Origin of the sequence: Wolbachia endosymbiont of Nilaparvata lugens (assembly GCF_007115045.1) — a bacterium.
GTDB lineage: Bacteria > Pseudomonadota > Alphaproteobacteria > Rickettsiales > Anaplasmataceae > Wolbachia.
Genome location: NZ_MUIY01000001.1, coordinates 622766 through 636926 on the forward strand (window position 1 = coordinate 622766; position 14161 = coordinate 636926).

The window sequence follows — 14161 nt, forward strand, 5'->3', positions numbered from 1 at the left end:
ATGTGAGGAGTATAGATGGATACTAAAGTAAATTATGCAGGAATAGCTAGGCGTGTCATAGCACATATTATTGACTGCTCTGTTGTTATGGGAGCTTCGTTAGTTTATTGTTTGCTTGTAATAATAACTCTTGATCTTACTGAATCTAAATACTTAATTATGTACATTTGCTTATTTTTTTTGCTATCAATAATATTCAGGGTAATCATGGTAAAAAGAGTTGGTGGTACTCCAGGGCAACTACTGTGTTGTATCTGTATAAAAGACGCAAATACACTGAAAAATGTTACTTTGATGCAAGCAATAATTAGATATGCTTTATCTGAAGTGGTTAATCCAGTGTTGTATTTTGTATTGATTATATGCTTTTGCGATTTTTTTGATAAGTATGTTCCTGAGTGGTTGTTTAAGCCTTCATTATTTTTAGTTTTTGCAGCTACAATATTAGTTTCAATACATGCGATATTTGACAGACAAAAACAGTTTCTTCACGATAAAATTACTAGGACTGTTGCAATAAGATTATAAGCCTTAACGTTTGATTTAAAAAATATTGACACTGCAAATATTTGTATATAGGTATAGTTATACTAGTATTTAAGATAGTATAGGTGTTCTTCACTATATGTATTTGGGGGATAGAATGAGTATAGGTCAATCTGGTAGCGTTAGAAAAGATGATAGTATTGATTATGATGAAGTAGGTAGGCTGATAGGTGATATTGTTAATACAAGTGATAAGTTTGATCGTGTAAAGAGAGATTTGCGCTCATCGTTTCTCGAGAAGATAATCAAAACACTACAAAGAGTAGATAAGGAATCGTTAAAGAAGGCAGGAGAAAAGGCATATAGTGAGTTACGCAAGTTAATGTTTCGTGTAAAACATGCTTGGAATAGATTGAATAACAAAGAGAATAGGGAAAAAACCAAGGATGTAGCACAGGAAGTTGCAGAATATTTTGATGATTATGATTATATTCTTTATAACAAGACACTACAAAAGGCTACTACTCCGATTAATACAGTTGTAGAAAATCAACAGCCAACTACAGAGTCAAGCAGAACGCAACAAGGAGCGACTACTCAAATTAACATACAGGAGGGAAAGTTTAAGAGTTTTATACAAGAAATCTTAGAGATCATTTCTGATCTTCCACCTGAATTCAAGGAGAAGATTTCTGAAACATTAAATAAGCTTTTTGAAACAAGTGAACAACAAGTCACAGAAGTTCCTCAGATCACAAGAGACCAACAGACTACAGAAAGGCAGCAGATTACAGAGGAACAACGAGTTACAGAAATCCCACAAGTTACTCAAGGACAGCAGATTACAACAGAAAGCCAAAACGTTACGGGAAAGCAACAAGTTACAGAAGTACCTCAGAGCCTGTTCATAATCTTTTCAGAAGCAAAGCAGCGAAAGCAAGAACGACCATTTGCAGGCTAGTGTTGAGTTTCCGCTCGCAATTTTTCCACAATCGCCTACATTTTTGCAACCAAGCAAAAGATCTCTCAACAACCCATCTTTTCGGCAATACGACAAAGGTGTGTAATTCGTTTCGCTTTATTACTTCAACGGTAGCGCCAATAGTTGCTTTTATTTGTGTTGCAAAATTTTCTCCTGTGTAGCCAGCATCAACTAGTATATTTTTAACTTCAGATAGGTTTTCTTTAGCATTTTTAACCATTCTCACAGCGCTACTACGATCAGTTATTTCTGCCGTTGTTATATAAATTGCGTGGGGTAAACCTTGCGTATCTAACGCAATATGGCGTTTTATTCCTGAAACTTTTTGCCTGCATCATAGCCTTTTTCTTCAGCAGTATCTGCATTTTTTACGCTTTGTGCATCAATTATGCAGAAGCTGGTTTTTTCTTTCCGACCATTGTTTTGTCGGACCACGCCAACTATTTTTTTTNTAAAAAACTTACTAAAACTCATTTCATACCTCACAAAATTAGCTTTTCTAGCGTTAGATAAATTTCTTATATTTACCTGCTGCTATTCAAGTCATGTCCGTTTTAGCATAAGAAAGCAAGTCCTTTTCTTTTTATTTCATACACTTTAAACTATTATTAATATAATATATGAGGATCTAAATATAAGTATTTAACTTATTACACATATTGCTTGACTATTTTTCCAACTTCTGTGCAAATGTCGATGTTCGTGCCATTTCAGTACTCCCGGGTAAAACACTAAAATGTGCTTTTCTAATTCGTGTATTGAGTCTTTTTGCTCTGAATATAAGTCGTTTTTATAGTAAACGTTGTGTTCTGCTAAAACATATTTTCTGACCTTCTGATCTGTATAATTTTCTATTTTGTAGTGGTGAGTAACGCTAAACCTTTCTAAAATTGGCTTGTGTTTTAAATTCCAACGTTGCCCTGAAAGTTTATCGTTTCCCAATACAAATTTATTTCCTTTTTCTTCTACGCTACTTACTGGAAAGCACGCATTTGTTTCTCCTAAGTTCCAACTGTCCGATAATATAACTTGCGCTTTTGCAAATTTAATCGACGGTAATAAGCTTTGAGTTAGAGGATACAGGGCTTTTAAGTTATACCACTGATGACTTCTTTCATAAATGCCTTTGTAATCCTTTGTGTGAGGCTCTGTTTCTCCAAGGATTGCTACATCTAGGCGATATATATCATTGTTTAAAGCCCGTTCATAATGATCGCGTAGATAGTTTTCTATAATCCTAATAACTGGACCACTAGACCTGAAAAAATTTACTCTTCCAAATGATAACACTGGTCCATCCTTTTCAACCTTTATACCTGAGTAATCCGATAACAAATTTCCAAAAAAACTTTCATCTAAAATAAACCTATCAACGTTGTAGTGATCATTGAAAATCCTCATTAGCCTTGATCTTGCTGGTAATGATAGTTTTGCAAGCTCTACTACTGCATCTACAAAAAAGTTATTTGGAACATCTTTTATTCCTATCTGTAATTCAAAAAAGTGCTTGCCAGGTGGTTCTTCGATAATTGTAATATCTTCTATATTTGCCCATTTGAGTGCTATTTTGAGTGATGCTGGTGTTCCTCTCAGTCTTTGAAATTTTACTCCTTCTACTACGGCTTTTCTTTTATCCCTTATCCAACGTAGAATTTCCCCCAATTCATATTCCTCAATTAGCCAAGGTAATATTCTTTCTTCTAATCTAAATTTAAACCCTCTTATACAGCTTGGATCTACCTTATAATCTATTGCATCAACCAGTACTTGCTCTTGCTTTGTTGCGTTTGGTGGCAGTAACATTAATTCAACTCAATCTTTAAATTTCGCAAATTTGCACATTCATTTCCCAGAACCACAACATCCTCTTTTGGTTCTATTAATTCTACATTCTCTACACCCTCTACAAATAGATTCGCTATTATCCATGATCTTGTTACACTCCACCCTAATCTTTTTGCTAATTCAAACTTCTTAATAAACTGCTTCTTGATTTCTTCCTTCGATATTACAGGACTTATGCTCATTCTGCTGTGAATATCTATTTCCATAATATTGCAACCAGCTACTGTTATTGTATCTGTTAAAACCCTTATATCATCTCTAGTAACTTGCTTTCTTACAATTTCAAGTAGCTCTTCTGGCAGTGTGGATAACTTTGTTGATAAAATTGAGATCTGTACTTTCCCTGGTATAGGTGATTCTACTAATGCATCTTTTACTCTACTATCTGCTGACAGTGCATGATATTTATAATATTCCTTACTTCCTCCTGTTGACCAACCTGCTATTTTTGCTTTTATTCTTTTTCTAAAATGTTCATCATCTTCTTCATTTTGCCTCTCTACTCCATAAAATTCAGCTAAAGAGTCAAGATCTTCTCCTGTTGCAAATTTAAGTAAATTATTTGTAACTTTTATTTTCTCTACTTTATCAATCTTCTCTTTGTAAATTTGCTTTCTTTGCAATAAAAATTCTACCCATATATTTAGCTCATCTCGTGATTCTTGATTGTCAATTTTTCTATATTCTCTTGCCAAACCTAATAACTCATTTTCTGCTTCACCATCTTCGCAATCATTTTCTTTGTATTCCTTTATCAGATCTTCAGTATCCACTGATAATTCTTTTGCTATTTCCCATAACCTTTCACTTAAAAGAGTAACGCTACCTTGTTCATAGTGATGTATCTGTGAGGGTCCTACATTAAGCTTTTTTGCTAATTCTTCTTGTGTATATCCTCTGATTATTCTCCACTTCTTGATCTCTTGTCCTTCATTTGAATGCTCAGAACCTTTTTCCTTCTTATTATCATATTCATCAGTTGATAAGCCTGTTGCCCGATAGATAATCTCAGTAGCAAACCCCGCCTTCACTAGATTCTTTGCAATTCTTATTCTTGCTGCTTTTATATTACTTTCTTCCTCAGCTCGGACAGATTTGGTTAACATATAAATTGCTTTGTGTCCTCCTGTTTTTTCTATGAAATTATACATTTCCTGGGTCTTAGCTTTGTCAAAACAACTATCTTCTTTTAGCACCTTTCGTCTAGGAAAGAGATTTCCAACAGGAATTGATAATGCCCCTGCTAATATTTTTAACTTTTCAATTGGAATGCCACATGTTCCTTGTTCATATCTTAGCAGTGTATGATAGTTTATGTTTGCTTTGCCTGCTAAATCCTTCAGAGTATGTTTTCGTTTTAATCTCCAGCTCCTTACTTTTTGTGCTATTTGGTACCTTATCGAGATATTTGCCATAAATATTATACAAGTTAATACTACCAAATAAAGATATACAAAATGTTTGCATTTTAGTTGAATATTTCTTCACAATTGTGTATAATTATTAATGCTTTTTAGGTTAGTTTATCATGGCTTTTTCTTAAATTTACTTTGATGCACGCAATGATTATGCCTTTAAAAGAATATTTGGCACCGAGAAGAATAAAGATATTCTCATTCATTTCTTGAACGATATTTTAGGCTTCACTGGCTTAGCTGCTATTCACGATGTTGAATTCCTAGCTACCATTTTGGACCCTGAAATTGCCGCTAAAAAGCAGAGTATTGTCGATGTTCTTTGTAAAGACTCTCAAGGTTCAAGATATATTATAGAAATGCAGTTCACTAAGACCAAGGGCTTCGAAAAACGTGCTCAGTATTATGCTGCCAAAGCATACTCAAGTCAAGCTGATCAAGGTGATAATTATCATAATCTCAAGGAAATTATCTTTATTGCTGTTGCTGATTGTATCATCTTTCCAGATAAGGCTGAGTACAAATCTAATCATGTCATTTTAGATCAAAATAGCTTTGAACATGACTTGAAGGATTTTTACTTCGTATTCATAGAGCTACCAAAATTTACAAAGACAAAAGAAGACCAACTAGAAAATATAGTAGAAAAATGGTGTTACTTTTTTCGCTATGCAGCAGAAACAAACGAAGAGGATCTAGATAAGATAGTTGGTAGTGACGTAATAATAAAACGAGCTTATGAAGAAATGAATAAGTTTAATTGGTCAGAAGAAGAGTTACTAGCATATGAACAAATGAAAAAACGCATAATGGATGAGGTAGCTGCTTTAGCTCAAAAATTTGATGAGGGTCTTAAAGTAGGTCAAGAAAAAGGTAGACAAGAAGGTATCCTAATCGGCAAAGAAAAAGGTAAAATTGAAGTTGCAAAAAACCTACTTAAAGCAGGCGTTTCTGTTGATATTATAGTTCAAACTACTGGTCTCACAATTGACGAAGTCAAAGATTTGATCTGATTTTATCCCTTTTGACACCCAAATGAATATTCTTATATTAGATAAAAACCCGGTAATTGCAGCACAAATGTTATGCGGTAAGCATATAGTAAAAATGCCATGAGAAACTGCTCAATTATAGCTCTTTTCATAATAGTCCAAACGAGGTAAAATAAGTTTTTATAGTAGTGAAGGTAAGTATGCCAGCAGCATATAGTTATGATTTAAGAAAAAAAGCAATGGAAGTGCTAGAAGAAGGGGAAAGCAGAGAAACAGTGGCAGCAAGATTTAAAATTGGAAAAACTACATTATGGGAGTGGCAGCAAAGAAAAAAAGAAACAGGAGATTTTCAGTCAAAAAAACTTGGAAATGTAGGTTATAATCACAAAATTACCGACAGGAATAAATTTACTGAATTTGCCAAAAAACATGGTGGAAAAACTCTATTGGAAATGGCTAAGCCTTGGAGCAATGTTAGTATCCCAACGGTCCATCGAGCTCTTAAAAAAGTTGCACTCACACGCAAAAAAAGACATATGGATACAAAGAAAGGAATGAAGAAAAACGTGCTGAATTTTTGAAAATTATAGCAACAAAAGAACCTCAAAACTTAGTTTATATAGATGAGTCTGGCGTTGATAACACCGAGTTATGGATATTGCCAGAAGGGACAGAGGTTTTATGCTCTAAAATCTGGTAAAAAAATTCAACGAATCAGTATGATTGCAGCCTTAAAAGGTAGAAAAATAGTTGTTCCGTTAACATTTGAGGGCCATTGTAATATGGATATCTTTAATAAATGGTTTGAGCAGTTCCTGACACCGATTTTGGAACCTGGAAAAACTGTTATCCTTGATAATGCTACTTTTCATAAGTCTAATAAGATTTGGTAAAGGAGTTGGTGCAGAAATTTTATATCTTCCTCCATATTCTCCAGATTTTAACAAAATTGAACATTATTGGTTTGCTATAAAAAACAGAACTAGGAAAAACAGTCCTTTATTCAAATCTTTTCGTCATGCTGTTGATTCTGCTTTTCTATAAGCTTTTCGGACTATTATGAAAAGAGCTATACTACTATTAAACGAGTTTGTAATGTTTCTTATTTTTTCGGTCAGTAATGGATTTTGGTATAATATAGCTCTTCTCATAATAATCCAAAGAAGTTAAGATATGGATTTATGGTAGTGGGGTTTGTATGCCAGCAGCGTATAGTTACGACTTAAGGAAAAAAGCAATGGAAGCATTGGATGAAGGAGAAAGTAGAGCAAATGTTGCCGAGAGATTTAAAATTGGAAAAACTACTCTATATGAGTGGCAGAAAAGACGTAAGGAAACGGGAGATTTTCAGTCAAAAAAGCCTGGAAGCGTAGCATAAAATTACTTACTGGAATGTTTTTACCAAATTTGCAAAAAACCATGGTGGCAAAACTCAGTCAGAGATGCTGGGGCAATATCAGTAGACAAACGATTCACCGTGCACTTAAAATATTGGATTTACAAGAAAAAAAGACCTACGGATATAAAGAAAGAAATGAAGAGAAGCGAGCTCACTTTTCAAAGGTTATAGCAACAAAACGTCATGAAAATCTTGTATATATTGACGAATCTGGAATAGATAATACAGAAGACTACCCATACGGATACTGCAGAAAAGGAGAGAGGTTTCATTCACTAAAATCAGGTAAAAAAGCTCAGCGGGTCAGTATGATTGCAGCTCTAAATAAAGAGAAAATCATTGCTCCATTGACCTTTGAAGGATATTGTAATAAGGATGTTTTCGAGGCTTGGTTTGAGCAGTTTTTAACTCCAATTTTAAGGTCTGGCCAAACTGTAATTCTTGATAACGCTACTTTTCATAAATCTAAAAAAATAGATAATCTTGCTAAAGGAGTTGGTGCTGAAATTCTTTATCTTCCTCCATATTCTCCAGACTTTAACAAAATTGAGCATCAGTGGTTTGCTATAAAGAACAGAGCTAGAAAAAATATCCCTATTTTTAAGTCTTTCCGTCAAGCTGTTGATTCTGCTTTTTTATTCTGACTATTATGAGAAGAGCTATAACTCTAACTTTGGTTTTAGTATTTTTGTTTGTATTGTACTCATATCTAACACTCCTTTCTTTTTTTATTTTATAACTTACTTTTTTAAAGTATCAGATCAAGTCTTGTTTAATACATATCATGCTACTCCATAAAACTCATATGCGTTGCATCATAACTATTATCGTCAAATAAATTAGATTCAGATGAATAAATATTATCATCAGATTGTGAGACAGGTTCATCAGTGTTAAAACCAAATAACCATGAGAAGAATCCACTGAAAAATGATCCTATTAAAGAAAAAGGCTTCATAACTATGCTAAATAAATTGGCAAAAAAAGAGCTCGTCTGTTCTTCTGTTTGTGTTTCTTGTCCTGCATTAATAGCTCCCTGTTGTGCTTTGCTTTCTAAGCTTACAATTTTATCAGCTCCTTGATTTGTAGTTTCTGATCCTGATTCTTTTAATAGAGTTTTTATTTTTTCATTAAAAGTATCTACTATCTCTCTATGATCTTTTTCAGCAGCTAAACGTAAAGGCGTTTTTCCATGAACATCTTGTGCATTAACATTAATCCCTTTTACTTCTAGTAGAGTATCTACTATCTCTTTATAACCATTTTCAACAGCTAAATGTAAAGGTATATTGCCATGGCCATCTTTTGCATTAACATCTGCTTTTTTTTCTAATAGGACCTCTACTATCTCTTTATAACCATTTCGAATAGCCAAACTTAAAGGTGTCCATCCATAAGCACCTTTTTCATTAACATCCGCTTTTTCTAATAGGATCTCTACTAGCTCTTTATGACCATAAACAACAGCCAAAAGTAAAGGCGTTTTTCCGTAAACATCTTTTGCATTAACATCTGCTTTTTTTTCTAATAGGACCTCTACTATCTCTTTATAACCATTTCGAATAGCCAAACTTAAAGGTGTCCATCCATAAGCACCTTTTTCATTAACATCCGCTTTTTCTAATAGGATCTCTACTAGCTCTTTATGACCATAAACAACAGCCAAAAGTAAAGGCGTTTTTCCGTAAACATCTTTTGCATTAACATCTGCTTTTTTTTCTAATAGGACCTCTACTATCTCTTTATAACCATTTCGAATAGCCAAACTTAAAGGTGTCCATCCATAAGCACCTTTTTCATTAACATCCGCTTTTTCTAATAGGATCTCTACTAGCTCTTTATGACCATAAACAACAGCCAAAAGTAAAGGCGTTTTTCCGTAAACATCTTTTGCATTAACATCTGCTTTTTTTTCTAATAGGACCTCTACTATCTCTTTATAACCATTTCGAATAGCCAAACTTAAAGGTGTCCATCCATAAGCACCTTTTTCATTAACATCCGCTTTTTCTAATAGGATCTCTACTAGCTCTTTATGACCATAAACAACAGCCAAAAGTAAAGGCGTTTTTCCGTAAACATCTTTTGCATTAACATCTGCTTTTTTTTCTAATAGGACCTCTACTATCTCTTTATAACCATTTCGAATAGCCAAACTTAAAGGTGTCCATCCATAAGCACCTTTTTCATTAACATCCGCTTTTTCTAATAGGATCTCTACTAGCTCTTTATGACCATAAACAACAGCCAAAAGTAAAGGCGTTTTTCCGTAAACATCTTTTGCATTAACATCTGCTTTTTTTTCTAATAGGACCTCTACTATCTCTTTATAACCATTTCGAATAGCCAAACTTAAAGGTGTCCATCCATAAGCACCTTTTTCATTAACATCCGCTTTTTCTAATAGGATCTCTACTAGCTCTTTATGACCATAAACAACAGCCAAAAGTAAAGGCGTTTTTCCGTAAACATCTTTTGCATTAACATCTGCTTTTTTTTCTAATAGGACCTCTACTATCTCTTTATAACCATTTCGAATAGCCAAACTTAAAGGTGTCCATCCATAAGCACCTTTTTCATTAACATCCGCTTTTTCTAATAGGATCTCTACTAGCTCTTTATGACCATAAACAACAGCCAAAAGTAAAGGCGTTTTTCCGTAAACATCTTTTGCATTAACATCTGCTTTTTTTTCTAATAGGACCTCTACTATCTCTTTATAACCATTTTCAACAGCTAAATGTAAAGGTATATTGCCATGGCCATCTTTTGCATTAACATCTGCTTTTTTTTCTAATAGGATCTCTACTATCTCTTTATGATCTTTTTCAGTAGCTAAATGTAAAGGAATATTACCATAGCCATCTTTTGCATTAACATCCGCTTTTTCTAATAGGATCTCTACTATCTCTTTATAACCATTTTTAATAGCCAAACTTAAAGGATTATAACCATAACTTTCTGGTCTATCAATGCGATACAGAACTTGCTGTTTGTTAACATCAATATCTGGTACCTTTAATAGTTCTTTGACTATACTAATCTTGTTCTCCTTAACAGCAAGATATAGAGGAAATCCACCATCACTAAAAAGGATATCTAATTGATTAACATCGATACCTGGTAGCTTGATAAGTTCTTTAACAATATTTGAGTAGCCTAATTTTACAGCCCAACTTAAAATACTATCGGCAGAGCCTGTAACATCAATCTCGTTATTTAATAGAGCTTTAATTAAAATTTTAACTGCATCTAATTTATCGTATGAGTAAATTTTAAGAGGACAATTTAGTGGAGTATGGTGAAAATTGTTTCTTATATTAAGATCAAAACCTGGTGACCCTACAAGCTGTTCTATCACCTTTGAACAGCCATTCATAACAGCTAAATGTAAAGGAGTATTTCCTTTATCATCTTTTGCATTAACATCCGCTTCTTTTTCTAATAGGATGTCTACTATCTCTTTATGATCTTTTTCAGCAGCTAAATGTAAAGGAGGATTTCCTTTATCATCTACTGCATTAACACTTACTCCTTCACTTATTAGACGGGTTACTTCATTAGTATTACCTATTTTAGCAGCCTTGAGTAATTCATCTGTGTTTTACAATAGAGCTTTTATTTCTTCATTAGTGGCTAAACCGAAAGGAGGCTTTCCATCAACATCTTTTGCATTAACATTTGTCCCTTTATCCAATAGGATCTTTACTATCTCTTTATGTCCTTTTTCAGCAGCTAAATGTAAAGGAGGATTTCCTTTATCATCTACTGCATTAACACTTACTCCTTCACTTATTAGACGGGTTACTTCATTAGTATTACCTATTTTAGCAGCCTTGAGTAATTCATCTGTGTTTTACAATAGAGCTTTTATTTCTTCATTAGTGGCTAAACCGAAAGGAGGCTTTCCATCAACATCTTTTGCATTAACATTTGTCCCTTTATCCAATAGGATCTTTACTATCTCTTTATGTCCTTTTTCAGCAGCTAAATGTAAAGGAGGATTTCCTTTATCATCTACTGCATTAACACTTACTCCTTCACTTATTAGACGGGTTACTTCATTAGTATTACCTATTTTAGCAGCCTTGAGTAATTCATCTGTGTTTTACAATAGAGCTTTTATTTCTTCATTAGTGGCTAAACCGAAAGGAGGCTTTCCATCAACATCTTTTGCATTAACATTTGTCCCTTTATCCAATAGGATCTTTACTATCTCTTTATGTCCTTTTTCAGCAGCTAAATGTAAAGGAGGATTTCCTTTATCATCTACTGCATTAACACTTACTCCTTCACTTATTAGACGGGTTACTTCATTAGTATTACCTATTTTAGCAGCCTTGAGTAATTCATCTGTGTTTTACAATAGAGCTTTTATTTCTTCATTAGTGGCTAAACCGAAAGGAGGCTTTCCATCAACATCTTTTGCATTAACATTTGTCCCTTTATCCAATAGGATCTTTACTATCTCTTTATGTCCTTTTTCAGCAGCTAAATGTAAAGGAGGATTTCCTTTATCATCTACTGCATTAACACTTACTCCTTCACTTATTAGACGGGTTACTTCATTAGTATTACCTATTTTAGCAGCCTTGAGTAATTCATCTGTGTTTTACAATAGAGCTTTTATTTCTTCATTAGTGGCTAAACCGAAAGGAGGCTTTCCATCAACATCTTTTGCATTAACATTTGTCCCTTTATCCAATAGGATCTTTACTATCTCTTTATGTCCTTTTTCAGCAGCTAAATGTAAAGGAGGATTTCCTTTATCATCTACTGCATTAACACTTACTCCTTCACTTATTAGACGGGTTACTTCATTAGTATTACCTATTTTAGCAGCCTTGAGTAATTCATCTGTGTTTTACAATAGAGCTTTTATTTCTTCATTAGTGGCTAAACCGAAAGGAGGCTTTCCATCAACATCTTTTGCATTAACATTTGTCCCTTTATCCAATAGGATCTTTACTATCTCTTTATGTCCTTTTTCAGCAGCTAAATGTAAAGGAGGATTTCCTTTATCATCTACTGCATTAACACTTACTCCTTCACTTATTAGACGGGTTACTTCATTAGTATTACCTATTTTAGCAGCCTTGAGTAATTCATCTGTGTTTTACAATAGAGCTTTTATTTCTTCATTAGTGGCTAAACCGAAAGGAGGCTTTCCATCAACATCTTTTGCATTAACATTTGTCCCTTTATCCAATAGGATCTTTACTATCTCTTTATGACCTTTTTCAGCAGCTAAATGTAAAGGAGTATTTCCTTTATCATCTACTGCATTAACACTTACTCCTTCACTTATTAGACGGGTTACTTCATCAGTACTACCTATTTTAGCAGCCTTAAGTAATTCATCATTTGTATTTCTGCTTAAATCGCTCATCCTACACCCCTTCAAAATTATATTCTTATAGCAAAGTTATTAATAATCGGAAAATTATGGATGAAATTCTATAGGTTATATCGTCACGCAATAACTTATAGCCCTTCTTAAGAATTGACCTTGACAAGAAAAAGTAGCGGAAAAGTTAGGAATATTTTCATAAAATGGGAGGTATGAATCAGAAGAATTTTATTCTAGTTAAAGTAGAAAACTACCATAAATTTCTCTTTGTACTTTCAAATAAACTATCATTAGCTTAATAATATACATCACTAATAACTTAAATATTGCAGCCATTTTTAACAACCAAAATTAGCCAGTGAGAGAAGAGTTTGTTTTGGGATGGGTTAGTCTGCCACCATTCTGTTAAATAAAGGCATAGATACCTTATCACTTATGCTTCTTCATTTTATTGCATGCACCAGTACTTATCGTCAACTAACTGCTGTGAATCACTATTTTCCAATTGACTATTAACTTTCCCCTCTGACTTATTATAAATGTCATTTTGTATTCCATCATCAAAATCTTCGAATTGCATTAATACATCTGATGGATTATCTTGAAATAGCTGTATATTTGATGTATTTTCTTCGGATGTTGTGCTCATATTTTCTAATCTTTTTTTCTTAGACTCACTGGAAAGAAACTCGACGATATTTGAGTAACCATTTTGAGCAGCAAAGTGCAAAGAACTCATACCATCTTCATCCTGTAAATTTATATCATCCACTTTCCCTATAAGATACTTAACTATATCTAAGTTACCACTTTCAGCAGCAAAGTGCAAAGAACTCATACCATCTTCATTCTGTAGGTTCACAGGTTCTGTCGCATCTATAGAGCGAAGTCAGTTTCATTTGTAGGAAAATAGAAAAGAAGTAATATAATCATCTTTAAAAAAGCAAAGATGTTGCGTATTAGTCCAAAATTATTGCCCTATTTCAAAGGATTTAGCTTTTCAGCAGATGTTATCAGTATACATGAAGTGTCGATTTTCTTTGAGCTATCGAGATTTGGAAGAAATGATGAGTATAAGAGGAGCGAAAATTGATCATGCTACGCTACAAAGGTGGATTTGTGCCACTGATAGATGAAGAGGTGAGGAAAAGGAAGAAGCAGGTTGGCAGTAGCTGGAGAATGGACGAGACCTACATAAAATTAAACGGTAAATGGGTTTATCTATACAGAGCACTAGATAGTCTCGGCAATACTGTAGACTTTCTGCTGTGTACTCGTAGAGACAAGTCTGCAGCACTTGCATTCTTTCGTAAAGCCTTTAGAAGGAATAATCTTCCTGAGAAAGTAGTAATTGATAAAAGCGGCAGTAATATTGCTGCTCTTGATGACTTGAATACGGAAATTCCTGAACCTTATAGAATCACGGTTTTTCAAGTAAGATATCTAAATAATATTGTTGATAGATTTATCAAAAAATTAATAAAACTAATGCTTGGGTTTAAAAGCTTCCATTCTGCAAAGATCACCATCACAGGCATAGAAAATATTCGTATGATTCAAAAAAGACAAATTATTAAAGCTAATGATAATGGTTCTACTTTTGAAAATTTTGCTATGTTAATGGCTCTATAACTCTCATAATTCCAGTTTTTACAATCTTCTTGTACTACAATTTATAGATGCGACAGAACC

The 14161-nt window shown here is 33.6% G+C and carries 9 protein-coding genes and 5 pseudogenes; 7 read left to right on the forward strand and 7 right to left on the reverse strand.

The genetic code is table 11. The annotated features are described in order from the left end of the window. Window positions 1-15 precede the first annotated feature (15 nt). Complete coding sequence (locus tag BWZ41_RS03205; protein WP_143689377.1) at window positions 16-528, forward strand: RDD family protein; 513 nt, start codon at window positions 16-18, stop codon at window positions 526-528. A 115-nt stretch (window positions 529-643) separates the two neighbouring features. Then, window positions 644-1447: a hypothetical protein gene (locus BWZ41_RS03210; protein ID WP_143689378.1), complete on the forward strand. Its 804-nt coding sequence runs from the start codon at window positions 644-646 to the stop codon at window positions 1445-1447. Here BWZ41_RS03210 and BWZ41_RS03215 read toward each other — a convergent pair. From BWZ41_RS03215 to wmk, 3 genes and pseudogenes are all read right to left on the reverse strand, one after another. Continuing rightward, a pseudogene (locus BWZ41_RS03215) lies at window positions 1392-1919 on the reverse strand (IS5 family transposase); the annotation flags it as partial. The gene BWZ41_RS03210 and the pseudogene BWZ41_RS03215 sit on opposite strands and share 56 nt — an antisense overlap. Window positions 1920-2110: 191 nt before the next feature. Further along, window positions 2111-3271 carry a phage tail protein gene (locus BWZ41_RS03220; protein WP_143689379.1) on the reverse strand — a complete coding sequence of 387 codons (1161 nt, stop codon included), beginning with the start codon at window positions 3269-3271 and terminating at the stop codon, window positions 2111-2113. After that, complete coding sequence (gene wmk / locus BWZ41_RS08670) at window positions 3271-4728, reverse strand: WO male-killing family protein Wmk (protein WP_143689380.1); 1458 nt, start codon at window positions 4726-4728, stop codon at window positions 3271-3273. The genes BWZ41_RS03220 and wmk overlap by 1 nt, the downstream gene beginning before the upstream one ends. A 128-nt stretch (window positions 4729-4856) precedes the next feature. Here wmk and BWZ41_RS03230 point away from each other — a divergent pair, with 128 nt between their 5' ends. The 3 genes and pseudogenes from BWZ41_RS03230 (at window position 4857) to BWZ41_RS03240 (ending at window position 7763) form a co-directional block, all read left to right on the forward strand. Beyond that, window positions 4857-5741 carry an Rpn family recombination-promoting nuclease/putative transposase gene (locus BWZ41_RS03230; RefSeq protein ID WP_241653937.1) on the forward strand — a complete coding sequence of 295 codons (885 nt, stop codon included), beginning with the start codon at window positions 4857-4859 and terminating at the stop codon, window positions 5739-5741. Window positions 5742-5920: 179 nt separating this feature from the next. After that, a pseudogene (locus BWZ41_RS03235) lies at window positions 5921-6764 on the forward strand (IS630 family transposase). A gap of 154 nt (window positions 6765-6918) precedes the next feature. Beyond that, window positions 6919-7763, forward strand: a pseudogene (locus tag BWZ41_RS03240) (IS630 family transposase). A gap of 143 nt (window positions 7764-7906) precedes the next feature. On the opposite strand, the gene BWZ41_RS03245 reads toward BWZ41_RS03240, so the two are convergent. Together BWZ41_RS03245 and BWZ41_RS08345 are read right to left on the reverse strand one after the other, a co-directional pair. Then, entirely contained in the window at window positions 7907-10438 is a 2532-nt protein-coding gene (locus BWZ41_RS03245) for an ankyrin repeat domain-containing protein (RefSeq protein ID WP_338323584.1), read from the reverse strand. Continuing rightward, a pseudogene (locus BWZ41_RS08345) lies at window positions 10439-10699 on the reverse strand (ankyrin repeat domain-containing protein); the annotation flags it as partial. A gap of 19 nt (window positions 10700-10718) precedes the next feature. Here BWZ41_RS08345 and BWZ41_RS08675 point away from each other — a divergent pair. After that, window positions 10719-12353: a hypothetical protein gene (locus tag BWZ41_RS08675; RefSeq protein WP_458695265.1), complete on the forward strand. Its 1635-nt coding sequence runs from the start codon at window positions 10719-10721 to the stop codon at window positions 12351-12353. Here the strand turns inward: BWZ41_RS08675 and BWZ41_RS03280 are convergent. Beyond that, the gene (locus BWZ41_RS03280) at window positions 12236-12508 is read right to left on the reverse strand and encodes an ankyrin repeat domain-containing protein (RefSeq protein ID WP_143689382.1); all 273 of its coding nucleotides are present in this window, start codon (window positions 12506-12508) and stop codon (window positions 12236-12238) included. The genes BWZ41_RS08675 and BWZ41_RS03280 overlap by 118 nt on opposite strands. A 409-nt stretch (window positions 12509-12917) precedes the next feature. Continuing rightward, window positions 12918-13331: an ankyrin repeat domain-containing protein gene (locus BWZ41_RS03285; RefSeq protein WP_277750551.1), complete on the reverse strand. Its 414-nt coding sequence runs from the start codon at window positions 13329-13331 to the stop codon at window positions 12918-12920. 87 nt (window positions 13332-13418) lie between these two features. Between BWZ41_RS03285 and BWZ41_RS03290 the strand changes: the two are divergent. Beyond that, window positions 13419-14101, forward strand: a pseudogene (locus BWZ41_RS03290) (IS6 family transposase). Window positions 14102-14161 lie beyond the last annotated feature (60 nt).